The organism is Limisalsivibrio acetivorans (assembly GCF_000421105.1).
Lineage (GTDB): Bacteria > Chrysiogenota > Deferribacteres > Deferribacterales > Geovibrionaceae > Limisalsivibrio > Limisalsivibrio acetivorans.
The window spans coordinates 385,485-409,287 of record NZ_ATWF01000001.1 but is presented as its reverse complement, the minus strand read 5'-3'; the positions used below and the strand labels follow the sequence as shown (position 1 = coordinate 409,287).

Sequence of the window (23,803 nt, the reverse complement as noted above, 5' to 3'; positions counted from 1 at the left end):
GAATTATATTTCCAGAAAATTATCGAAAAGAAACACCCCGACCAGCATGGGCCGGGGCATAAGACGTTTATTAACCAATAGCCTTTTTAAGTTCGTCCACCATATTAGTCTTCTCCCACGGGAACTCGGGTCTACCGAAATGTCCGTAGGCGGCGGCTTTCCTGTAAATGGGTTTACGGAGATCGAGGGAATCCATGATCCCCTTGGGAGTGAGGTCAAAGACCTTCTCCACCGCATCCTCAATAACAACCTCGTCCACTGTGCTTGTGCCGAAGGTCTTAACATTGATGGAAACAGGCTCCACAACACCGATGGCATAGGCAAGCTGTATCTCGCACTTCTTGGCAAGACCTGCAGCAACGATGTTCTTAGCCACCCATCTGGCGGCGTAAGCTGCGCTTCTGTCCACCTTGGAGGGGTCCTTACCGCTGAATGCTCCTCCGCCGTGACGTCCGGAACCGCCGTAGGTATCTACGATGATCTTACGTCCCGTAAGGCCGCAGTCACCCATGGGGCCGCCCACAACGAAGCGTCCAGTGGGGTTTATATGGTATGTGATATTCTCAGGATCAAGGAGATCAGCCGGTATAACGGGCTTGATAACCTTCTCAATGATGTCCTCACGAAGATCCTGAAGCTTGATCTCTTCGGAGTGCTGGGTGGAGATAACTACTGTATCCACCCTTGTGGGCTTGTCGCCGTCGTATTCAACTGTAACCTGAGCCTTGCCGTCGGGACGCAGATAGGGGAGAATATCCTTTTTGCGAACCTCGGAAAGCTGCATGGTAAGCTTGTGGGCAAGGGTTATGGGGAGGGGCATAAGCTCTTCAGTCTCATCGCATGCGAAACCGAACATAAGACCCTGATCACCGGCTCCGCCAGTGTCAACACCCATGGCGATATCTGCGGACTGCTTGTCTATGGAGACCATAACTCCGCAAGTTTCGTAATCGAACCCGTACTTGGCTCTTGTATAGCCGATATCCTTGATGGTGTCCCTTACGACACCGGGTATGTCTACATAGGTTCTGGTGGTTATCTCGCCGGCGATGACACAAAGACCGGTGGTTACCATTGTTTCGCAGGCGACCCTGCTGTAGGGATCGTCGGCGAGCATGGCGTCAAGAATAGCATCTGATATCTGGTCTGCAATCTTGTCGGGGTGCCCTTCCGTAACTGATTCGGAAGTAAAAACGTATTTCTTCTGATCCATCCTTACCCTCTGGAATAATATTTACTAGTTATTCTCGGAGACATCGCCTTGGTAGTCCGCCGCAATCCTCTCCATCTTGTCCTTTCCTGCAAGTTTCTTCTTCTTTATCTCTTTGATTTTAGCTTCGACTTCGGGGGGGTAGTATTTAAGGCTAAGAAGGGCTTCGAGATCCTGCTCGAGTCTTACATGCTCTTCGAACAAGACCTTAAACTCGCTGTTCTGCTCTTTGATATTCTCGATAAGATTAGAGTCTGTTTTCAACATCATTCACCTCTTCCTCAATGCTGAACTTCATAATATTTGCATCCTTACCCTGGCCGTAGTAGCTCCTGATCAGACCTACTTTTTTAAACCCGTAAGACTCATAGAGGAGAATTGCCGGCCTGTTTTCAACAGCAACCTCAAGAAACACCTCCTTAGCGTCCTTCGCCGAAGCCACGGCATTTGCGAGCAGGAGCTTTCCGAGCCCTCTGCCTCTATGTTCAGGTGAAACGGCGATGTTTGCAAGCTCCGCTTCGTCCAGAACCGTCCATATAACAAAGTAACCTGCCACCCTTCCTTCTATCTCCAAAACCTTGAAGATGCCCCGTTCGCGCTCGATCTCGGCGAGAAAGCTTTCCCTGCTCCAAGGCTTCGGAAAGGAGGCCTTTTCTATATCACAAACTTGTTCCAGATCCCTGCAGGCTGCGTCTCTTATCAAAGTTTATCTCCGCCTCCGACTTTCTGAAGTAGAGGGGTGCATATTCCGTAAGAAAGTTCTCAAACAGCGGGGATGCCAGTGCTTCGCTCAGATTAACCGTGCTCTTCTGGTTCCAGTTAACCCTGTGCTCAGCCTCGGATTCATCCTCCAGCTTAACCTGCTCGTATCCGGAAAATTCATTATTATCAAAATCGTAACTCTTTCGGAGGCAGTTCTTTCCCCTGAGCTTGGCATATACAACGAAACTCCCCTCGCCCTTCAAAAGGGCATAGGCATCAAGGGAGGATATGCCCATGGGAACCTTGCCCAAACCAGCGGCAAGCCCCAGAACTGTGGAAACACCGATCCGTATTCCCGTAAAGGAACCCGGCCCCGTAACAACATAAAAGCTTTCAATGCCGTCAAGGGTCGTAGAGGAACTGGATAATAGATAATCTATTGATTTAAGAAGGTTTTCGTTGATACTAGAATCCGCCGCAACGGAAATACCGGAGTCTACCCTCTCTCCCCTTATGCCTAGAGACACTGAAAGCCTGTCACCTGATGTGTCCACAAGTAATGATTTCATCTGATATATATTAACATATTCCTGTCATAAGTCAACTAGCCGCCCGCAGGAGAAAATACCTTAATTCTCCATAGCTTATGCGATCAAGTAAAGGGGTTCCACTTCTTCTCATGCCCGATTGTGCTGGGTATGTCATGCCCGGGGAGCACCTTTGTCTCGTCCGGAAGAACAAGGAGTCTCTCCTTAACGCTCTTGATAAGTGTTTCATGCTCTGCATAGGGGAAATCACTCCGTCCCACAGCCTCACGGAAGAGCGTATCTCCGGTAATGGCTGTTTTTATTGCCGGTATGTATAAGCTTACACCGCCGGGCGTGTGTCCGGGTGTGTGTATAACCTCTATCTCTTCGCCGCCGAACTCTATTTTGTCGCCGTCTGAAAGAAGTCTCTCCGCCTTCGGAGGGTCTATCCTCGGGAAACCGAACTTTGCTGCATGGTCCACAGACTGGGTAAGAAGAAAATCATCATCCTTATGTATTGAAAATGGAATCCCGTACCTGTTCTTCAGTTCGGTTACTCCTCCTATGTGATCAAAATGGCCATGGGTGTTTATTATCCCCACAGGCTTAACACCAAGCTCTTCGATCTTTGCCGCAACCCGCTCGGGCTCACCGCCGGGGTCAACTATGAGGGCCTCTTTGTCATCGGAGACTATAAGGTAGCAGTTCACCGAAAGCGGCTGAAGAATAACAGTTTCTATACGCATTACTACTCCTTCTTTTCAAGTATTATCGTAACGGGGCCGTCGTTCACAAGACCGACCTCCATATATTCTCTGAACACTCCAGAGCCCACTTTGTTCATTCCAAGCTCCGCTCTGCACCTATCCAGAAAAAGCTCATACATCCGTTCCGCCTCAACGGGTTCGAGGGCGTTTGTGAAATCGGGCCTGAGCCCTTTATCAGCCTTGCCTGCAAGGGTAAACTGGCTTACAACGATAACCTCACCGTCAATATCTTTGACGGAGTCGTTCATCTTGCCGTCACGCTCGAATATACGAAGTCCGCATGCCTTGCGTGCAAGGTAGTCGATATACTCATCACGATCACCCTCTTCCGCCCCGAAGAGGATCAGCAAACCTTTATCTATCTCAGAAACACTCTCCCCGTTCACTTTAACAAAGGCGGAGGAGACACGCTGTATACAAAGTTTCATCGCAGAAGCGTCCTTATCCTTATTCCCGCCCCTCTAAGGGCGACAAAATAGACAATAACGCAAAGGGGAATAGTTATCAAGACATGAAGACCGCTTTTATCCGATACAAGAAGAACGGCACACATGATTGCGGCTGAGAGGACGATCCTTATCAGCGTGCCGGCATTCCTTCCAAAGTCAAACCTGTAATCCCTCAGACGTACATAAAGGAAGCAGGTGTTTGTTATGGCGGAGCAGGCAGAAGCGAGGGCAATGCCCGCATGGCCGAAGGGCTTGATGAAGAGCGCATTGGCAATTATATACACTATCAATCCGGCAAGAGCTCCCTTGACGGGGGTTTTCATATCCTTCTCAGAGAAGAACACCTTGCTGAAGAGGCTTGTGTAGGAAAAAAAGAGCATACCGATACAGAACATTACAAGCGCCTGGGCGGTTCCATAAAGATCCGCATTGTCGAATTCTCGCCTGGCGTACACAACCTCCACAACGGGAGCTCCCACAAGTATAAGCCCGAGTGCAGCGGGGATAATAATAAGGAATATGGCCATTACCCCTTTATCTATCAGATCCCCCCTGCGGATGGCGTCTCCATCGGTGTTTGCCCTGCTTATCTCCGTAAGCGTCACCGAACCCACGGCTATGGCAAACATGCCTAAGGGGAGCTGAAAGATCCTGTCCGCATAGTATAAATATGAGATGCTCCCCTCATCCAGAAAGGAGGCGATTATGCGGCCGAGTGTGAAATAGAGCTGGGTAATCCCTAGCCCGGCGATGGAAGGGAGTATCTTACGGAATGTTTTAGGTACATCGGGGTGTATCCCGCTGAGCGACGGTCTATAGCCATTGAGGAATGCGAAGAATAATATATACATCAGTTGGATGGCACCGCCAGCTATTACACCGTAGCAGAGCCAGTATATGTCACCGCCGAAACGGAAACCGAGGTATGCACCTGCAATCATCGAGATATTAAGAAGCGCTGTGGATGAATATGGAACATAGTAGCTGTTGTGAAGGTACAAAAAACCCGTGAAAAGACCGCAGAGACTGATGAAAAGGAGATACGGCATAACAAAGCGGAGCATTCCGGCGGCGGTGGCTATCAGCTCGGCATCGTCCGCATAGCCGGGCATGAAGAGCATTATCACTGGCTTCGGGAACATAATAAACAGCAGTACGATACCTGAGGTTATAAGCGCAAGGAATATAAACATGCTCGTGAGGTACTGGTTTGCAGATCGCTTATCATCTTTCATATTGTCGCTTAGGAATGGAACGAATGCCGAGGAAAGTGCTCCCTCTGCAAAAAAAGCACGGAAAAGATTAGGTATTGCATAGGCTACAAAAAAAGCATCGGTGAGAGCATTTGCTCCGTAAAATGCGGCAATGGAAATATCCCGAAGGAGCCCGAATACACGGCTGGTAAGGATTCCAAAAGATGACTTGATTATACCTTTTAAAAAATTTGACATTCTTTCCCTTAAATTATGGTTCAATATAAAGAGGATACACTAAAAAAATATGGGCATTTCACTTTACACTTTATAGGGCATTGGATATAATGTTGTAAATTAAAAATTTCGATATCACAGTCTATTGGATAATTCAGAAGTTAAAGGAGCTAGCTATGACCAAATCAGAGCTGATCGAAGCGATTGCAGCGGAAAACCAGAATCTGACAAAAAAGCAGATCGAGTTTATTGTGAACGGCGTTTTCAACTCAATCAAAGAAGCTCTTAAGGAAGACGACAAGGTCGAGATTCGAGGCTTTGGAAGCTTCAAAATCAGAGAGAAGAACTCCAAGACCGGAAGAAACCCCAAAACCGGTGAAAAGGTTCAGGTTCCCTCTAAGAAGGTTCCCTACTTTAAGCCTGGTAAAGAGATTAAGGAACTGCTCATCAAGATGAGCTAAGTCCTGCTAATCTTCAGGTCTTCCTCTTACTGTCTGTCATGACTAGGAAATATCATATCGATATTTCCTCCTTTGTTGTGTCTTTAGAATCAGATACATCTTAAAAACATACGTTTACACCTTTTACCAATGGTTTACGAGTTTCTGCCCTTCTTCTTATAATCAATTATTATATTCAATAGGAACTTATGCTCCATGAACCGGTAATTGTTCCTTTTTAGCAATAGCTTGATATTAAACACTTATGGGGAGTTCTAGATGGGGTATACAAGGATGAGATATTATTTCAGCATTTCCTGTCAAAGGCCTTGGGGCTCTTCTTTCCGCCGTAATATTTCTTTCTGAGCGATGAACCTTTATTCAAACTCTGGATCACCGCTCTAAGCTTCTGCTTATCATCCTGCAGTTTCGCCTCAAGCTTTCTATGGAACTCATGGAGCCTTTGAAGCTCCTCTCGCTCGGTAGCGTCAATATCTTTTTCTTTAATAATCTGTAGAGCTTGGCCGAAGAAGTTATTGTATTCATTTAGTCTCTGGACATACTTCTCGTCAACATCAGCTTCGAGAAGCTTCTGTCCAAGATCCACAGTTTTCTTACAAATGATTTCGAGGTTTTTATTGCTCATAGCAGGATCTTATTACATGTCGATCATGTTGACAATAGAATAATCCGCGGGGAGGTAGGATGCTTATTTTAGTTACTGTTCAATATCGCATTGTTTTAAGACAGGGCTTATTTTTATCTATGGAATTTTCCATCCATGGAAATTCCATTGCCGCTTCACTCGGCAAAGCCTTCGCTCCGCTTACTTCCGGCTACGTCAGACCAGCAAAGCTGTTCTTTCTTTCGCCTTCAGAGCCAACATCCATGTTGGCTGTTTACTCATAAACCTTCATCGTCAGAATTGAATCAAGTTGGCTATAACGTTTACGCTCAAGAGAAAACAACGTGAGACGTGAAGAGGTTTTCCAGTTAGATGGCTACTAGTAGCCCATAACCAGTTTTGTCACAAACGCTCTTAATCTTCCCCGAATGTTTTACAGCCGAATAAGCTCTTTTGGAACCGCCCGGAAGTTTTGGCCGCACATGATAGATGAGTTAATCTTAAATGTTGAACATCTTAAATATATGAAGTGCGGTTACACTCCTCAGCATCAGCAAAACTTCAGGTGGAAAAAGAGTGAAATGAGGGAACCACGATCTATTACGAATTTATGATAATAAATGAGTAACAATGGCGGCTGGAAAACCCTGAGGGAATAGTTTTGCATACTTTTCTAAAAAGTATGTGGCGCGAAAGCGCAAAACAAATAAGTTAGTGACTAATTACGAATATAAGTGTGAAAGAAAAAGATCGCAGGGAACTTTTTAGGAACAAAGTTCCCCGCACCCCTCAAAAAAACATTTTGAGGAGATTTCTAAATGCTTATGTAGTTTTGCATAAGCAAAATAAAGGGGATTCTAAGGGGAAGGTTTCCCTTAGAGATTTCCCCTTAGTCATAATCCCTATACCTTTATATCCACATCGAGCTTGAGTTCATCCTTAAAGCATTCGAGGACGGGTTTGACCTCTTCATTTATGAACTCAGTTGTTTGCTCCGGTGCACGGCCGACAAATTTGACAGGGTCGAGCAATTCGTCTATTTCATCTTTTGTGAGAGGAACATCCTCATGGGCGGCAAGTCTGTCCAAAAGGTCGTTTTCTAATCCTTCCATCTTAACCTGTTTTGCAGCTTCCATGGAGCACTGGCGCACGATCTCGTGGAGCTCCTGTCTATCTCCGCCACGTTTTACCGATTCCATGATGATATTCTCCGTTGCCATGAAGGGGAGCTCCTCCATAACACGCTTGTGGATCATCTTTTCGTAAACGACCATTCCGTCGGTGATATTGTACAGCAGTTCGAGTATCGCATCGAGGGTAAGGAACGCCTCTGAGTTTGATATTCTACGGTTAGCGGAATCATCAAGGGTACGCTCAAACCACTGCGTGGAGTGGGTCATGTAGGGGTTCATGGAGAGAGTTATTACATGCCTTGCAAGTGAGCAGACACGCTCGCTTCGCATGGGGTTTCTTTTATACGCCATGGCGCTGGAGCCTATCTGGTTCTTCTCAAAGGGCTCTTCGACCTCCTTGAGGTTGGCAAGGAGCCTGATGTCGGTGGCCATCTTATGGGCGGTTTCGGCAACGGAAGCGAGGGCGGAAAGCACCCTTGTATCCTGCTTTCTGGTGTATGTCTGCCCTGTGATGGTGAGAAACTTGTCGAACCCCATCTTATCGGTGACAAGCCTGTCCAGCATGCGGACCTTGTCGTGGTCGCCGCCGAAAAGGTGGAGAAAGCTTGCCTGGGTTCCTGTGGTTCCCTTAACGCCCCTGAATCGTATGTTGTCTATGGCGAAATCTAGGGCTTCGAAATCAAGCATCATATCCTGTAGCCAAAGACAGGCACGTTTGCCCACCGTGGTAAGCTGGGCGGGTTGGAAATGGGTGAAACCGAGGGCAGGCATGGATTTATGTTCCATCGCAAAGCGGGCCAGGTTGTTCATTACAGCGGCAAGCTTTCGCCTGATAACCTGCATCCCCTCACGAAGAACGATTACATCCGTGTTATCACCAACATACGCACTGGTTGCCCCGAGGTGTATGATAGGCATAGCCTTGGGGCACGCCTTGCCGTAGGTGTGTACATGGGCCATAACATCGTGGCGGAACTTGCGTTCCATCTCCTTGGCGTAATCGAAATCGATGTTCTCGATGTTATCCTTCATCTCGGAGATCTGCTCATCTGTTATCTCAAGCCCCAGCTCCTTCTCAGATTCTGCCAGAGCTATCCAGAGCTTGCGCCATGTGGTGAATTTCTTGTGGGGTGAGAAGATATAAAGCATCTCCTCGCTAGCGTATCTTTCGTTAAGAGGGTTTGAATAGGTTTTGGGATCCATCAGTTCTTACTTTCCTTTATCTTTTTTGCCCATCTGCGGGCTTTGTTTTTAATCTCTTCCTCATCTGCCACAAGGATCTGCCTGTTCTCCATGAGCGGTTTGCCTTTCACATATGTGTCTGTAACATCATGCCTTCCTGCGGAATAGACGAGATGGGAAACCGGGTTGTAAACAGGGGTTACTCCGGCATCCTCGAAGCTGAGCACGAAGAAGTCTGCCTTATAGCCCTCTTTCAGCTCGCCAGTATTTCCAAGTCCTAATCCCTTTGCGGCGTTTGATGTTGCCATTTTGAGAACAGTCTCTGCGCTGAAAGCCGTTGCATCATGGTTAACCGCCTTATGCACCTTTGCGGTGGTGGCCATCTCGCCGATCATGTCTATATCGTTATTGCTGGCGGCACCGTCCGTGGCTATGGTGAGGTTTGCCCCAGCATCCATAAGCTTTTTAAGGGGTGCAAAACCGCTGACAAGCTTAAGGTTGCTCTCTGTGCAGGGGGCGATATTTACGTTCTTCTCCCCCATTAGTTCAATCTCTTCATCTGTAAGATGAACGCAGTGGGCGAAGATGGAGCGTATATCGAATGCGCCGGATTCGTTCATTATTTCAACGGGTGTTTTGCCGTATTTCTCTTTTATCTGCCCTATCTCAAAGGCGGTCTCTGCAAGGTGTGTATGCAGAACAAGGTCGTGCTTTCCGCAGAAATCAACGCATTTAAGATAGTTTTCAGGGCTCACTGTATAGGGCGCATGGGGACAGAGGGAAACATCGATATCCGGATGTTCCTTGTATCTGTGGTAAAGGTCCGAAGCTTTCTTGATGTACTCATCGGCGTTGTTGGCAAACTTTGTTGGGAAATCCAGTACACCAACGCCTACCACACCCTTGAGACCCGTCATGGAAAGGGCAGATGCAATTTCTCCTGAGAAGAAATACATATCAAAGGCAGTGGATGTTCCGCATCGTATCATCTCCATGCATGAGAGGAGGGTGGCATCATGAACGAACTCATCGGAGAGCCACTTTGTTTCGGCCGGCCATATATGATTCTGGAGCCAGTCCATGAGAGGCAGGTCATCGGCCATCCCTCTGAATATGGACATAGGAAGGTGGGTATGGGTGTTGATCAGTGCAGGGAATATTGCTGCGTTCTTCTTCTCTTTAATATCGTACCCATCGGGGGCCTTATCTGCCAGTCCTTCTATGATTTCTCCATCAATAAGGAGATACTTGTTTTCCTCTATGCGGCTGTCGTAATGAATAAAATCGGCAAATACGGCAATCTTGTTCATAAATCCCTCACAAATAATGTAATATCGCTGGGTTTAGATGCCCTGTAATCCGGCTCGACGGAGGCGAGTTTACCATATCCGTATTCGCAAAAGCAAGTTTTTACCCCGGCGGCGTGCCCCGATTCAATATCGGTGTAATTATCGCCGATAATCACCGTTTTCTCGATGGGGGAAGCGAAGCGCCGCATTATGACCTGTAAGGGGAGTGGGGAGGGCTTTTTCTCTGGGAAGCTGTCTCCACCGTACCAGGCATCGAAGTACCTGTCGGCACCAAGACCTGTAATGATCCCGTCTGTGAAAATGCGGGCCTTATTTGAGAGGACAATGAGCCGGATTCCCATGCTTTTCAGAACGGAAAGCATCTCTTCTACACCGGAGTAATAGGTTGTTGTCTCAACCATTCTGCGGTTGTACACATCCCTGAAGTGTTCCAATAGTTCTTCGGTGTAATACTCTTTACCCACTGCTCTTTCCAGAAGCTTTGGCAACCCGTTGCCCACATAGCCTGCTGTTACATCTATATCAAATGTGGGTCGACCGTTCAGCTCAAGGGTTTCCATGAGCGATTCGTGGATATCGTTAAGGGTATCTAGGACGGTGCCGTCCAGATCGAATACAGCGGTTTCTACCATTTTTGCCAATCCTTGAATTTTTTAACGATTATATCAGGTATGGATGGATACTAAAACTTGAAATAAATTAAATAATTGTCTAAATTCCTCAAGAGGGTGCGGAATATGAGGATGTCCAAGAAAACTGAGTATGCTCTACATACTGTTTTATATTTAGCATATAAAGAAAGGGATGCTGTTCAGCTTGAGGAGCTGGCCCAGCGTCAGAATATATCAAAGACATATCTGGCGAAGGTTATGCAGGATCTCAGCCGGGAAGGGATTGTTAGCGCAACTCCCGGCGTGAAGGGAGGGTATACCCTTGGCCGTGATGCTTCCGATATAACCTTTGCGGATATATTCCGGATCTTCGAGGACGGAGAATCCACCGTTGCATGTCAGTATGAGCAGAGGGATTGCGATGCCGTTCCGGGATGCGCCATACTGGTTATCGTAAAAAACGCTTTTGAGAAGTTTTACTCCGACCTAGCTCAAACAAGTATAGCAGACCTCAAAGGCATGGCTCAGGAGGCTCCATTCTCTGCCCTTTGGCTGAAGGGGTGATTGAGAATCTTCCTTCTCACTTACGCAAGCGAGCTTTCGTCCATGAAAGCTTATGCTAATCATACAAGCAAGGTTGAAATGCAAAAGGCTTCCATAGATTAGTAAACCTAAGATCGCAGGGAACTTTTTAGGGAACAAAGTTCCCCGCACCCCTCAAAAACTCCTTTATCTATCTGAATAATTTTCCATCCATGGAAATTATTCTGCCGTTCGAAGAAAGAGACTTCCTTCTCACTTACGCAAGCAGCTTTCATCCATGAAAGCTTATGCTAATCATACAAATATGGTTGCTACTCAACAGGCTTCCATGGATGGAAGCCTTGAAGGCGAAAGGAAGAACAGCTTTGCTGGTCTGATGTAGCCGGAAGTACGAGAGAGTGGGGTTCCCCCGCTTGAACAACAATGGAATTTCCATGGATGGGAAATTCCATAGATTTAATCGGTAGCTATAACGTTTACACTCAAGAGAAAACAACGTGTGATGTGAAGAGGTTTTTCAGTTAGGTGGTTACTAGTAGCCAACAACTAGTTTTGTCACAAACGCTCTTAATCTTCCCCGAATGTTTTACAGCCGAATAAGCTCTTTTGGAACCGCCTGGAAGTTTTGGCCGCATATGACAGACGAGGTAATCCTAAATATTGAATACTTTCACGTATGATATGCGGTTACACTCCTCAGCATTAGCAAAATTTCAGGTGGAAAAAGAGTGAAATGAGGGTACCCCCATCACTTACGAATTTATGATAATAAATGAGTAACAATGGGGGATGTAAAACCATGAGGGAATAGTTTTGCATACTTTTTTAAAAAGTATGGGGCGCGAAAGCGCAAGACAAAGAGATTAGTGACTAATTTTGGATGTGATTATGTAAAGAATAAGACTAAGGATAAATTTTTAGGGAAAACTTTCCCCTTAGGATCCCCTTAAAAACTCCTTTATCTATCTGAATAATTTTCCATCCATGGAAATTATTCTGCCGTTCGAAGAAAGAGACTTCCTCTCACTTACGCAAGCAGCTTTCATCCATGAAAGCTTATGCTAATCATACATTTGAGGTTGTTACGTAACAGGCTTCCAAGTATGGAAGCCCTGAAGGCGCAACTAAATTGAATTGTTTTCAATTTATGTAGCCGGAAGTAAGCGAAGCGAAGGCTTTGCCGAGCATAGCGGCAGGGAAATTCTCAGGAGGATGAATTTCCCAGATAAATTAAGACCAGGGTTCCCCCCGCTGATCAGCCAATTAGTAACCATTACGGCATTGGATAAATCAATAATCGACACCGGTTTACAGAGTCATTCAATGCATACTGTATACAATACGCATAAACCCCATCAATTCATACTTCTTGACTAGGATAAAAAGTTCAATATATCTGCATGTTATAATAAGAGTAAAAAGGTACAATTAGTCTTGACAAAAAATAGACAAGGATAGTATAAAATAGATAAGTTAATAATAACGGATAAACAGATCTGAAACTACAGTGTGCGGGCTGTATCGAAAGAAGAAGTTTTTTTGGTTCATTTAATTGGACACAAATTGTCCAAACTTTGGTTGCAGTATGGTCGAAGCAGGTATTTAATTCCTTAGGAGGTATATATGGACGCATTAATGCTATCGCGGCTTCAGTTCGCAATGACAGCGGGTTTTCATTTTATTTTCGTACCGCTGACCCTTGGCCTGGTTATACTTGTTGCTATTATGCAGACTATCTATGTGAGAACCGGTGACCAGGACTATCTCAGAATGACGAAATTCTGGGGTAAACTCTTTCTTATCAACTTCGCCATCGGAGTAGTAACCGGTATAACCCTTGAGTTTCAGTTTGGTATGAACTGGGCTGAATACTCTAAGTATGTGGGTGATATCTTCGGAGCCCCCCTTGCCATCGAGGCTACTGTCGCATTTTTCCTTGAATCTACTTTCCTCGGTGTCTGGATCTTCGGCTGGAAAAAGGTATCAAAGAAGGCGCACCTTTTCGCCATCTGGATGGTTGCCCTCGGTTCAAACCTTTCAGCACTATGGATTCTGATTGCAAACGGCTGGATGCAGCATCCTGTGGGCTATGAGCTACGCAACGGAAGGGCAGAACTCGTAGACTTCGTTGCTGTAATATTTTCACCCTATGCCTGGCTTAAATTCTTCCACACCGTATCCAGCGGCTGGGTGATAGGCGCATTCTTCGTGATGGGAATATCCGCATACCATCTCCTTAAGAAGAATGAGATACAGCTCTTCAAAAAATCCATGAAGATAGCCTCGGTATTCGGTCTCCTTTCCGCTTTTGCAGTATTTCTCATTGGTGATTTCCACGCTGCAGAGGTTGCTAAAACACAGCCCTCAAAATTTGCCGCTATGGAATCTATATGGGAAACCCAGGAAGGTGCTCCCGTTATAATGTTCGCAGTACCCGATTCTGAGAACGAGCGCAACAGTGTAGAAATACTCCCCCTCCCCAAGCTCGCATCCATACTCGCTTATCACAGTCCCAATGCCGAGGTGACAGGTCTTAAGGATATTCCAAAAGATGAACGTCCTCCTGTGGGGCTGACATTCTTCAGCTTCCGTATCATGGTGGGTCTTGGAACACTGTTCCTTCTGCTCACTGTGCTTGCATACTACTATTCGAGAAAGGGTGTTATAGAGAACAAGACGCTCCTTCTAAGGGTTCTGCTCTATTCCATACCACTCCCCTATATTGCGGCACAGGTGGGCTGGATTGTTGCAGAGGTTGGCAGACAGCCCTGGATCGTTTACGGACTCATGAAAACATCCGATGCGGTATCGGTTAATATAACTACTTCACAGGTATTCCTCTCGCTCCTCGGCTTCCTCGTCTTCTACGGAACCCTTGGCGTTGTAGATATATACCTTCTTTTTAAATTTGCCAGAAAAGGTCCTGAAGCTCCTAAAAACGCTCAGACCGCAGGGGAGGTGCAGTAATGTTAGAAACAATCTGGTTTGCACTCTGGGGACTGCTATGGGCGGTCTACTTTATGCTCGACGGGTTTGATTTCGGTGCCGGAATGCTTCATCCCGTCCTCGGTAAGGACGACACCGATAAAAGGATAATCATCAACACTCTGGGCCCTGTATGGGATGGTAACGAAGTATGGCTTATCACAGCTGGCGGTGCCACTTTTGCGGCATTCCCAACAACATACGCCTATATGTTCAGCTGGCTCTACACACCGCTTCTTCTGATCCTCTTCGGTCTCATCATAAGAGGCGTTGCCTTCGAATTCAGAGGAAAGGCGGAGAGCGAAACATGGAAAAAAGTATGGGATACCTGTATATTCCTTGGAAGTTTTGTACCTGCTCTTCTATTCGGCGTGGCATTTGGAAACATCTTTGAGGGGCTTCTCATTGATGCAAACAACGTATACAGAGGAAACCTTTTCAGCCTCCTCAATCCCTACGGGCTGCTCACAGGCGTGCTCTTTGTAGCCCTCTTTCTTACCCACGGCGCACTCTGGCTAAGCATGAAGACAGAAGGGGATTTACAGGTAAGGGCGAAGGCTTTGGTTCCCAAACTTTGGATTGCAACGGTTGTAATAGCGGTACTTTTCCTTGTTATGACATATTTCGTAACTCCGCTTTTCAACAACTTCTTTGATATGCCTGCATTCCTGCTCGTTCCTGTAATAGCAGTGGCGGCACTCCTAGCCCTGGGCATACTCTTTAAGAAGAGCTCTTTCCTGGCTTTCATCGCATCATGCTTAACCATAGTTATGGTTACTTTCACAGGTGTAATCGGGCTTTTCCCCAATCTTCTCCCATCGAAGATCGATCCTGCTTACAGCCTTACAGCCTTCAACACCTCTTCAAGCGAGTATACTCTTACGATCATGACAGTAGTTGTTGTTCTGTTCGTTCCTGTTGTTATCGCTTATCAGGTTTGGACTTATTACGTTTTCCGCCATTCAGTAAGGCCGGAGGATGTTACGGATCCTGATGTGGAGGCATACTGAGGCTGATTTTATGTATGGAATTTTCCATCCATGGAAATTCCATCGTTGTTCGGGCAGGGAAACCCTGCCCTCTCGAACTTCCGACTACATAAATTGAATACAATTCAATTTAATTGCGTCTTCAGGGCTCCCATCCATGGGAGCCTGATTTAATCTGGGAAATTCATTATCCTGAGAATTTCCCTGCCGCTCCAATTGGCAAAGCCTTCGCTCCGCTTGCTTCCATATATTTTATGAAGCGGAGCTTAATAAAATCTATTTCAGGGCTCCCATCCATGGGAGCCTGATTTATTCTATGGAGTTTTCCATACATCAATCCAAGTCAAATCGCAAAAAACACCCTCAACATACCAACAAAAAAGAATGCCGAACCAACATACTCGCTCTTGTCAAAACCAAGAAATACCACAAAAAAGCCGACAACAACAAGCATCGCTCCATTGACTATGGGTCGGTAGTAGCTTCTGGACTTCTCTCTAATATAATCGATACTCTCCTTGGAGATCTTTATCTCAAGGGAGTTGTCGCTAACATCGTTGATAATCTTCTTCATCTTGCGAAGGGTGAAGGGAACTTCAATAGCCTCACCCTTGAGGAACTCGATGAATTTGTCATCAATACCAAGCGCTCTCGGCATGTTCTCCTTGAGCACGGGAAGTATATCTTTGATGCCGTTGAAATTATCTATATAGTTGGTGCCCAGCCCCTCTATGATGGAGCTCACACGCATTATGTATATCGCCTCCTGAGGAAGCTTGAAGGGGAGGTTTTTCACCGAGTTCAGAACCTCAAAGGCTAATGTCTGCATGCTCTTTGCATCAAGCGTTTCATTGGAGAAGATATCGAACATCCGCTCTGCAACCTCCTGCAGAAGGTTGTCGGGTGCATCCACACCTATGATGCCGAGCTTCTTACACGCTTTGATATAGGTCTCAAAATCCCTTTCATTTGCAGCCTTGATAATCTCGATTATGGATTTCCTGGTACGCTCTGAGATACGCTTCACCATGCCGAAATCGAGCAGAATAAGCTCTCCATCCGGTGTAATCATAAGGTTACCCGGGTGGGGATCCGCATGGAAGAAGCCGTTTACAAGCATCTGATCCGTATAGAAATAGATCAGCTTCTCCATAACCTCTTCGAAGCTTACATTGAGCCTCTCAAGTACACGCCTGTCGTCAAACCTAAAACCATGCTCAAAGCTCATAACAAGGGCATCGGAACTGCAGTATTTATCGTAAGGCTCCGGATACCGTATCCCGCTGTTGGGATATGTTTCAGCGAATTTTTTCATATTCTGGAGTTCGACGTACAGATCCACTTCCCGGGTGATCATGTTAGTAAATTCCTCGATCACCCCTTCTATGGAGTTCTTCGTATACTCCGAAAAGAGCGGCTTAAAAATACGGTTAAAGAAACGCAGAATCTTAATGTCCGCCCGTATAATCTTCTCAATATCATAACGGCGGAGCTTAACGGCGGCCTCGGTTCCATCCATTAGTACAGCATGATGCACCTGCCCTATGGATGCGCTGGCAATGGGGTTTTCGAGGAATGTTTTGAACGGATCCCGCTCCCCGAAGGCCTTTTCATAAACCTTGCGGAAATCCTCATGGCTCATCTTCGGGATGTCGTCATGCACACCCCGAAGCTCATCAAGGTATTCTTCTGTAAAGAAATCTGCTCTGGTAGCAAGCACCTGGGCAAGCTTTATAAAGCTCGCACCCAGTGCCTGAATATAAGCCCTGAGCCTTGCCGGCCTCAGGGGCTTTATCATCAAAAAACTCTTTCGGTTCTTGATGATAAGAAATGTAGTAAGGAGAACCATAAAAACACGGTAGATTCTCCTCGGCGAATAAAGTTTCAGGATTTTTTTTTTCACTTGCTCTCTTCCACCTTCTTCCTGAGTTCTTCAAACTCCTCTCTGGTAGGGATATCAAGTTCCTTGAGTATTTCCTGAACCTTCTCTTTCAGCTTACTGTCGAATTCGCTTTCGAACTCTTTGGCCTTCTTTTTGGCCTCTTCACTCATTTTATCCTTCGCATCCTGGGCTGCTTTACCTCTGTGCATAAAGGTTTCGATCTCCTTATCCAGCTTCTCCTTTGCCATGAGAGCCGCTCCAAGACCTACATAGAAAAAATCCTTCAGTTCGTTATCTTTGTCGCCTTTATTCATGTTTCACCTCCGCTACCTAAATAATATCTGTTTTTGTCAGTATTTCAATGTTTTATGAGTTATTCATTTCTGCATAAAATAGTCATTTATGACTGTAATTCAATTTTTCTGTAACATTTTGATCACAGTAAATACAGATAATGACTCATGATAAAGAGATTGCGGTTCCTTTCAAGAAGACGGTTCTGGAAGCTTCTACTTGTCACGCTGTTCTCCACGGGCGTGCTTTATATAGCATTCATATTCTTTATATTTCTCTACTTTCATTACGAAATTAAACACGACCCTATTTCACGTATACCTAAGATAGTTATATATGGCGACACACGAACCTATCACGACACCCACAGAAAGATAGTCGAGATGATAAGGAGCGAGAGCCCTTCTGTTGTTTTCCACACCGGGGATCTCATGACCCATGGATGGGGGCTCCCGGACTGGTTCGCCTTTCACCGCATCGAAAAGGAGCTTATCAAAGAGACGGACTACTACGCGACCCTTGGCAACCACGAACATAACTCTCTGCTCTATTACCTGTACTTTGACTTTCCCGGCAACGAGGAATACTACTCCGTCGATCGATACGGCATACATTTCACTGTACTTAATTCAACTGGGGATCTCAGCAAAGATTCGGAGCAGTACAAATGGTTTGTGCATGATTTGCGTGATCATAAGGATGCGGCATTCAAATTCGTAATATTCCATCACCCCCTATACAGCCGGATGAAGGTTGAGGATGAGATGAATATCGGTGAATCTATTCTCCCAATTATGAAAAAGTTCAAGGTTCATGCCGTATTCAACGCCCATCTGCACAGCTATGAACGCTCATATGTTGACGGCATACACCATATAATCACGGCAGGCGGCGGCGCACCTCTGAGGGGACCGAGAAGGGAAAACGACTACAGCAAGGTATACGTAAGAAATTATCACTACACAAAGATGTACTTTGAGGGTGATGAACTTGTTTACAAAGCGATCGATATCGACGGCAAAGAGATCGACTCCCTCCGCTTCTACCCCCATAAGGACCCCCATTACAACCTGGTCAAGCATAAAAGAGACTAGGCAGAGAGGAGTATACTTCTCTTAATTATAAAGAATCCTGTAAGCAAAAAAATCCCGGCTACATGCTTTAAGGGGGGAGGAGGGATAAAGCATAGAAATAGCCGGGCAATAGTACTGTTATATTCTAGAAACCTATTATTATTTCACTGATAACGAGTGTAATTATACAAATATCTTTGCAATTTTCAAGAGTTTTTAAACACCGTTATCACGATCCTTTAAAAGCTTATACTCAATGGAATCGATGAGCGCCTGATAGCTCGCCTCGATAATGTTGTGGGCAACACCCACAGTGCCCCAAACATCCTTGCCGTCCTTAGATTCGATAAGCACTCTTGTGAGAGCCTTTGTGCCCGTTCCGCTTGTAAGGATACGAACCTTGAAGTCCACAAGGGTCATCTCCTCAAGGTTGGGATAGAACTTACTGAGCGCCTTCCGGATTGCGTTATCGATGGCGTTAACAGGGCCGTTCCCTGTGGCGGCTGTATGCTCCGCCTCGCCGTGCACCTTGAGCATAACGGTGGCCTCTGCATGGGGCTGTTCACCCTTTGAACGTTTCTCATCTATAACACGGAAGCTGAGAGAGTCGAAGAAGGGTTCGAATTTGCCCATGGTCTTACGCATGAGAAGCTCAAAGGATGCCTCTGCACCTTCGTACTGGAACCCTTTGTTCTCAAGCTCCTTAAGCTGCTCCACAACCTCGGCAATCTTCGGGTCCTTGCTGTCGATATCAAGACCAAAATCCTTCGCCTTGTAGATAAGGTTGCTCCTGCCGGAGAGATCAGAAACAAGAACACGCTGGGTGTTCCCCACAAGCTCCGGTTCAATATGCTCATAGGTTCTTGAGTTCTTAAGGATTGCACTCACGTGCACACCGCCCTTATGGGCAAAAGCGGAACGTCCTACGTAGGGCTGATGTATGTTGTGCTTAAGGTTGCCAAGCTCATTAACAAACCTTGAAACCACACGCAGATCGCTTAGCTTCTCCGGCGGTACGCATTCATGCCCCAGCTTAAGCTGTACGTTAGGGATTACAGAGCAGATGTTCGCATTACCGCACCGCTCCCCGTATCCGTTCACCGTACCCTGTACCTGCACGATCCCCTTCTCCACAGCTATGGTGGAGTTGGCAACGGCGCAGTCGCTGTCGTTATGACAATGGATACCCAGGGGATAATCCCCCAGCTCGGATTTAACATCGTCTAAGATATCTGCAAGTTCAAAGGGCATGGTTCCGCCGTTTGTATCGCAGAGAACGAGGCAGTCCGCACCGGCATCCCTTGCAGCCTTGAGGGTCTGGATTGCGTAATCCCTGTTCGCCTTATAGCCGTCGAAGAAGTGCTCTGCATCGTAGAATACCTTATCCACCTTGGTTTTAAGGTATGCCACAGAATCATTGATAAGCTCAAGGTTCTGGGGAAGCTCAAGCTTAAGCGCTTCGGTTACGTGGAGGTCCCATGTTTTGCCGAAGATGGTGAGGTTGGGAACCTCCGCTTCAAGCAGAGCCTGAAGGTTCTCATCGGTATCGCATGTCCTCGCCGCCCTTCTTGTACTTCCGAAGGCCGCAACCTTATCTATGGGGACATTTGAGTCCTTCACACTGCGGAAGAACTCGATATCCCTGGGGTTGGAACCTGGCCATCCCCCTTCTATGTATGCTATGCCGAAATCACTGAGTGTCTCGGCTATCTTCACCTTATCCTTAACGGTGAAGTTGACATCCTCCGCCTGGGTTCCGTCCCGCAGGGTGGTGTCATATATGTCGATTTTACGAGCCATATATTAATCCTCTACAAATGCCTCATGGAGAACTCTAACAGCGAGTTCAGAGTATTTTTCCTCAACAACACAGGAAACCTTTATCTCGCTGGTGGTAATCATTATAATGTTGATATTGTTGTCCGCAAGAACCTTGAACATCTTGGCGGCAACACCCGCATGGCTTCTCATTCCAACACCGACGATGGAAACCTTGGCTACCTCCTCGTCTGTGAGAACCTCGCCCGCTCCGATCTGCTCGGAAACCTTGCGGCAGGACTCCATTGCCCTGTTAAGATCGGTCTTTGCAACGGTGAAGGAGAGGTCTGTATTACCTTCAACGCTCACATCTTGTACGATCACATCAACATTTATAGCATCCTCAGCAAGACTGCTGAAGATAGTAGCAGCGATACCGGGCTTGTCCGGTACGTTCCTGATTGTAAGTTTTGCCTGATTTTTATCGCTCGCAACGCCTCTGACTATTACCTGCTCCATCTCATCATCCTCCTTGGTAACAAGAGTTCCGGGCTTTTCCTCGAGGGAGGAAAGCACCATGATGTCAACTCCGTAGTTCATGCCGAATTCAACACTTCTTGACTGAAGTACCTTTGCTCCGAGTGATGCGAGTTCGAGCATCTCATCGTAGCTTACCCTGTCCATCTTCTTCGCCTTGCGCACAACACGGGGATCGCCGGAATAGATTCCGTCAACATCCGTATATATCTCGCATACATCCGCCTTGAGTGCAGCGGCGATGGCAACGGCTGTGGTATCTGAGCCCCCTCTTCCGAGGGTGGTTATATCGCCTGTGGGGGGATAATATCCCTGGAACCCTGCAACGATACAAACCTTGCCTTCGGCAAGCTCCTTGCGGATTCTGTCACCTTTTATATTCATAATGCGGCATTTAGAGTGTGAGCCGTCCGTTTCCATACCGATCTGGATTCCTGTGAGCGAAACTGCGGGGCAACCCATCGTTATGAGTGTCTGCGCAACGAGGGGGGAGCTCGCCTGCTCACCTGTGGAAACTATCTGGTCATACTCGCGAAGGCTGTAGTTTTCATCGACCTCTTTAAGAAGACCGATGAGCCTGTCCGTTTCGCCTGCCATTGCGGAGACTGTAACCACGACATCGTGTCCTGCTTCCTTCTTCTTCGCAATAATCCGTGCTACGTTCCTGATTCTTTCGATGGAGCCGACGCTGGTTCCTCCGAACTTCATTACAACAAGGCTCACTAATGTTCCTCCTTAACCCTTTATGACAGGAGCCTTAAGAAAAAGCTCCGCTATCTTGTACCCCTCTTCCATAAAGAAGGATGGGTCCACATATTCGGTATATTCGCTGTTGGAATCCGCCTCTACCCCGGTTCCGTATATTATAGCGGGAACGGGTTCGTTAACGTGGGTCCGCAGAGCGACAGGCGTCGGATGGTCCGGCGTTACGAGAATTCTGAAATCCCCGAAGGATTTCATCCCTTCAAGGATAGTCGGAATCATAAGGCTGTTGATATTCTCAACAGCCTTCACCTTCTCTTCCACACTGCCCATGTGACCCGCCTCATCGGGGGCTTCCACATGTACGAATACGTAGTCTGTATCCTCAAGGGCCTTAACGGCGTATTCCGCCTTCCCTTTGAAGTTTGTATCGATAAACCCGGTGGCTCCGGGCACATCTATAATCCTGAAACCGGCAAAATTGCCTATACCTTTGATTAGATCCACTGCTGCAACAACGGAACCTTCAACGCCGTAGAGATCTTTGTAGAGGGGCATCTGGGGTCTTCCACCCTCCCCCCAAAGCCATATAGCGTTGGCACGCTCATAACCACCGCCGGCAAAAACAACCCTCGCCTTGGCCATTATCTCACGTACACGCTCAGCACCCTTACCTTCGGGAAGGTGATCCGCAATCTCCTTACCCATTATATCGTGGGGGGCTGTGGTTTTTAGCTCGAAATCCACATCACGCAGGACAAGTATATGGCGGTAGCCCACTCCGGGGTAAAACTCAACGCCATCATCATCTTGAAAAACTTCCTTGAGAGCCTCAATAGCCCTCTTACCGGTTTCGTTACCCGCATGATGGGCACTGAAATCGTCCATTGTTTTGCCGTCTTCGGTGAGTGTAACGAGGTTGCAGCGAAAGGCCATATCCCTGTCACCCAGTTCGATATTCATCGCACCGGCCTCAAGGGGGCTTCTGCCGCTATAGTATTTATGGGGGTCATACCCCATAACGCTCAGATTGCATATGTCGCTCCCGGGATAGAGTCCTCCGGGGGCTGTGGCTATCTTGCCGCATACGCCGTTTTTTGCCAGATAGTCAAAGTTGGATGTATCGGCATATTCCATTACGGTTTTATTGCCGAGCTCTTCTATTTTATGGTCGCTCATGCCATCGCAGAGCAGTACTAGATATTTCATTTAGTCAAGTCCTTCAACTCTTATTACAACAGTCTTGTCACGTACAACGCCGAGGTTGTTTATCTCCTCCACTGCATTCATAACCTTGGAGCCCTCTGTGAGGTGTGTCATAAAAACAAGGGGGACCACCTCTCCCGTATTCTGGGGGGTGGACTGGATTGCCTGGGATATGCTTATGCCGTACTTGGAGAGTATTCCGGCGATCTCCGCCATGGAACCGGGCTGGTCCACTGCGGAGAAACGGAGATAGAAGCTTGATTCGATCTCCTTGATGTCTCTGAGCGGGAAGTAGTATGTGTATTCCTTGGTGAAGCCGAGCACAGGAACACGCTTATCGCCGCCTGCGGCAACATCCCTTGCGATGGAGATTATATCACCCGCAACGGCGCTTCCTGTGGGTTCGCCACCGGCACCTCTGCCGTAATGCATGGTGTCGCCCACCATATTACCCTTAACCTGAACGGCGTTGAAAACATCCCCAACCTGTGCCAGAAGCTCTGTTTCGGGGATGATGGTGGGGTGCACACGCACCTCAATATCGTCATCGTGTCTTTTTGCTATGGCAAGGAGCTTTATCTTGCATCCAAGCTTCTTGGCAAACTGTATGTCCACCTGCTTAATGCTAGTTATACCCTCAACGTAGATCTTCTCGAAGGGTACGAGGGTTGCAAAGCCTATGGATGCGAGAAGGGCAATCTTATGGGCTGTATCCTGCCCCTCCACATCGAATGTGGGATCCGCCTCTGCGTAGCCGAGCTCCTGGGCATCGGCGAGTACCTCGTGGAACTCCTTCCCCTCGGTTTCCATACGGGTAAGGATATAGTTTGCTGTTCCATTGATAATACCGGAGATCTCAAGTATTCGGTTTGCCGCCAGATCCTCTTTCAGGACACGGATTATAGGGATGCCCCCAGCCACTGCAGCCTCAAAGCCAATATTAACACCGTTGTCCTGGGCGGCTTTGAAGAGCTCCGCACCGTGAACAGCCAGAAGAGCTTTGTTTGCTGTAACAACATGTTTTCTGTTATTGATTGCGGCAAGGATAAACTCCCTCGCCACGTTGTAGCCTCCGATAAGCTCCACAACGATATCTATCTCGGGATCGTTTATAACGTCCATTCCGTTCGTGGTTTTTACGGGCACTTTCTCCAGAAGCTCATCACTCGTGAATTCCTCGATTTTAAGGTCGGCAACCGTCTTAACCGTTATATCCAGCCCTGTTTTAACTGCGATACTATTGGTGTTGCTGAACAGGTTTTTGAGAGTCCCCTGCCCCACTGTGCCGTAACCGATAATTCCGACGTTTACTTGTTTAGCCATGTAAGAAAATACCTCCAAAATGATTTGCTTCTCTGCCAAAGGTCTGTGCCCTTAAAATCTAAGCCTTTCGGCAGTTTACAGCAGTACAAAAATAGTCTGCAAATACTACTTTATAAAGGATGCCA

Annotated in this window: 23 protein-coding genes; 5 read left to right on the top strand and 18 right to left on the bottom strand. The window is 46.9% G+C overall.

Annotated elements, in window-relative coordinates:
- Positions 1 to 70: 70 nt before the first annotated feature.
- From metK to murJ, 7 genes are all read right to left on the bottom strand, one after another.
- On the bottom strand, positions 71 to 1,213 hold the full coding sequence (metK, locus tag K300_RS0101940) for a methionine adenosyltransferase (protein WP_022849980.1): 1,143 nt from the start codon (positions 1,211 to 1,213) through the stop codon (positions 71 to 73).
- 24 nt (positions 1,214 to 1,237) lie between these two features.
- Entirely contained in the window at positions 1,238 to 1,477 is a 240-nt protein-coding gene (locus K300_RS0101935; protein ID WP_022849979.1) for a DUF465 domain-containing protein, read from the bottom strand.
- Positions 1,458 to 1,913: a ribosomal protein S18-alanine N-acetyltransferase gene (gene rimI / locus K300_RS0101930; protein WP_022849978.1), complete on the bottom strand. Its 456-nt coding sequence runs from the start codon at positions 1,911 to 1,913 to the stop codon at positions 1,458 to 1,460. The genes K300_RS0101935 and rimI overlap by 20 nt, the downstream gene beginning before the upstream one ends.
- Positions 1,870 to 2,481 (bottom strand): tRNA (adenosine(37)-N6)-threonylcarbamoyltransferase complex dimerization subunit type 1 TsaB, encoded by a 612-nt coding sequence (tsaB, locus tag K300_RS15875; RefSeq protein WP_022849977.1) that lies wholly within the window; start codon positions 2,479 to 2,481, stop codon positions 1,870 to 1,872. Before tsaB ends, rimI begins: the two co-directional genes overlap by 44 nt.
- An 83-nt stretch (positions 2,482 to 2,564) precedes the next feature.
- Positions 2,565 to 3,185, bottom strand: coding sequence for an MBL fold metallo-hydrolase (locus tag K300_RS0101920; protein ID WP_022849976.1), 621 nt, complete (start codon positions 3,183 to 3,185; stop codon positions 2,565 to 2,567).
- 2 nt (positions 3,186 to 3,187) lie between these two features.
- A complete protein-coding gene (gene dtd, locus K300_RS0101915) occupies positions 3,188 to 3,634 on the bottom strand; it encodes a D-aminoacyl-tRNA deacylase (protein ID WP_022849975.1) in 447 nt (148 codons plus the stop codon).
- Positions 3,631 to 5,106, bottom strand: a complete 1,476-nt coding sequence (gene murJ, locus K300_RS0101910) for a murein biosynthesis integral membrane protein MurJ (protein ID WP_022849974.1) — start codon at positions 5,104 to 5,106, stop codon at positions 3,631 to 3,633. Before murJ ends, dtd begins: the two co-directional genes overlap by 4 nt.
- Before the next feature lie 155 nt (positions 5,107 to 5,261).
- Between murJ and K300_RS0101905 the strand changes: the two genes are divergently transcribed.
- Positions 5,262 to 5,546, top strand: coding sequence for an integration host factor subunit beta (locus tag K300_RS0101905; RefSeq protein WP_022849973.1), 285 nt, complete (start codon positions 5,262 to 5,264; stop codon positions 5,544 to 5,546).
- Between the two features lie 286 nt (positions 5,547 to 5,832).
- Here K300_RS0101905 and K300_RS0101900 read toward each other — a convergent pair whose 3' ends face one another.
- From K300_RS0101900 to K300_RS0101885, 4 genes are all read right to left on the bottom strand, one after another.
- Positions 5,833 to 6,171 carry a hypothetical protein gene (locus tag K300_RS0101900; protein ID WP_022849972.1) on the bottom strand — a complete coding sequence of 113 codons (339 nt, stop codon included), beginning with the start codon at positions 6,169 to 6,171 and terminating at the stop codon, positions 5,833 to 5,835.
- A gap of 881 nt (positions 6,172 to 7,052) precedes the next feature.
- The gene (gene purB, locus K300_RS0101895) at positions 7,053 to 8,486 is read right to left on the bottom strand and encodes an adenylosuccinate lyase (RefSeq protein ID WP_022849971.1); all 1,434 of its coding nucleotides are present in this window, start codon (positions 8,484 to 8,486) and stop codon (positions 7,053 to 7,055) included.
- A complete protein-coding gene (locus K300_RS0101890) occupies positions 8,486 to 9,775 on the bottom strand; it encodes an amidohydrolase family protein (protein WP_022849970.1) in 1,290 nt (429 codons plus the stop codon). The genes purB and K300_RS0101890 overlap by 1 nt, the downstream gene beginning before the upstream one ends.
- Positions 9,772 to 10,407 carry an HAD family hydrolase gene (locus tag K300_RS0101885; protein WP_022849969.1) on the bottom strand — a complete coding sequence of 212 codons (636 nt, stop codon included), beginning with the start codon at positions 10,405 to 10,407 and terminating at the stop codon, positions 9,772 to 9,774. Before K300_RS0101885 ends, K300_RS0101890 begins: the two co-directional genes overlap by 4 nt.
- A gap of 111 nt (positions 10,408 to 10,518) precedes the next feature.
- Between K300_RS0101885 and K300_RS15870 the strand changes: the two genes are divergently transcribed.
- The 3 genes from K300_RS15870 (at position 10,519) to cydB (ending at position 14,924) form a co-directional block, all read left to right on the top strand.
- Entirely contained in the window at positions 10,519 to 10,950 is a 432-nt protein-coding gene (locus K300_RS15870; protein WP_162139835.1) for an RrF2 family transcriptional regulator, read from the top strand.
- Positions 10,951 to 12,552: 1,602 nt separating this feature from the next.
- The gene (locus K300_RS0101875; protein WP_022849967.1) at positions 12,553 to 13,896 is read left to right on the top strand and encodes a cytochrome ubiquinol oxidase subunit I; all 1,344 of its coding nucleotides are present in this window, start codon (positions 12,553 to 12,555) and stop codon (positions 13,894 to 13,896) included.
- Entirely contained in the window at positions 13,896 to 14,924 is a 1,029-nt protein-coding gene (cydB, locus tag K300_RS0101870; RefSeq protein WP_022849966.1) for a cytochrome d ubiquinol oxidase subunit II, read from the top strand. The genes K300_RS0101875 and cydB overlap by 1 nt, the downstream gene beginning before the upstream one ends.
- Positions 14,925 to 15,090: 166 nt before the next feature.
- Here the strand turns inward: cydB and K300_RS16795 are convergent, their stop codons facing one another.
- The 3 genes from K300_RS16795 to K300_RS0101855 all read right to left on the bottom strand — a co-directional run bounded on the left by K300_RS16795 (position 15,091) and on the right by K300_RS0101855 (position 17,099).
- Positions 15,091 to 15,237, bottom strand: a complete 147-nt coding sequence (locus tag K300_RS16795) for a hypothetical protein (protein WP_022849965.1) — start codon at positions 15,235 to 15,237, stop codon at positions 15,091 to 15,093.
- A 9-nt stretch (positions 15,238 to 15,246) separates the two neighbouring features.
- A complete protein-coding gene (locus K300_RS0101860; RefSeq protein WP_238320631.1) occupies positions 15,247 to 16,701 on the bottom strand; it encodes an ABC1 kinase family protein in 1,455 nt (484 codons plus the stop codon).
- Between the two features lie 101 nt (positions 16,702 to 16,802).
- The gene (locus K300_RS0101855) at positions 16,803 to 17,099 is read right to left on the bottom strand and encodes a phasin family protein (protein WP_022849963.1); all 297 of its coding nucleotides are present in this window, start codon (positions 17,097 to 17,099) and stop codon (positions 16,803 to 16,805) included.
- Positions 17,100 to 17,246: 147 nt separating this feature from the next.
- Between K300_RS0101855 and K300_RS0101850 the strand changes: the two genes are divergently transcribed.
- Positions 17,247 to 18,173, top strand: coding sequence for a metallophosphoesterase family protein (locus tag K300_RS0101850; protein ID WP_022849962.1), 927 nt, complete (start codon positions 17,247 to 17,249; stop codon positions 18,171 to 18,173).
- A gap of 195 nt (positions 18,174 to 18,368) precedes the next feature.
- Here the strand turns inward: K300_RS0101850 and cimA are convergent, their stop codons facing one another.
- From cimA to K300_RS0101830, 4 genes are read right to left on the bottom strand one after another with little or no spacing between them, the layout of a single operon-like run.
- A complete protein-coding gene (gene cimA / locus K300_RS0101845; protein ID WP_022849961.1) occupies positions 18,369 to 19,952 on the bottom strand; it encodes a citramalate synthase in 1,584 nt (527 codons plus the stop codon).
- A 3-nt stretch (positions 19,953 to 19,955) separates the two neighbouring features.
- On the bottom strand, positions 19,956 to 21,170 hold the full coding sequence (locus K300_RS0101840) for an aspartate kinase (RefSeq protein WP_022849960.1): 1,215 nt from the start codon (positions 21,168 to 21,170) through the stop codon (positions 19,956 to 19,958).
- 12 nt (positions 21,171 to 21,182) lie between these two features.
- Positions 21,183 to 22,358 (bottom strand): cofactor-independent phosphoglycerate mutase, encoded by a 1,176-nt coding sequence (locus tag K300_RS0101835; protein WP_022849959.1) that lies wholly within the window; start codon positions 22,356 to 22,358, stop codon positions 21,183 to 21,185.
- The gene (locus K300_RS0101830; RefSeq protein ID WP_022849958.1) at positions 22,359 to 23,678 is read right to left on the bottom strand and encodes a homoserine dehydrogenase; all 1,320 of its coding nucleotides are present in this window, start codon (positions 23,676 to 23,678) and stop codon (positions 22,359 to 22,361) included.
- Between the last annotated feature and the right edge of the window lie 125 nt (positions 23,679 to 23,803).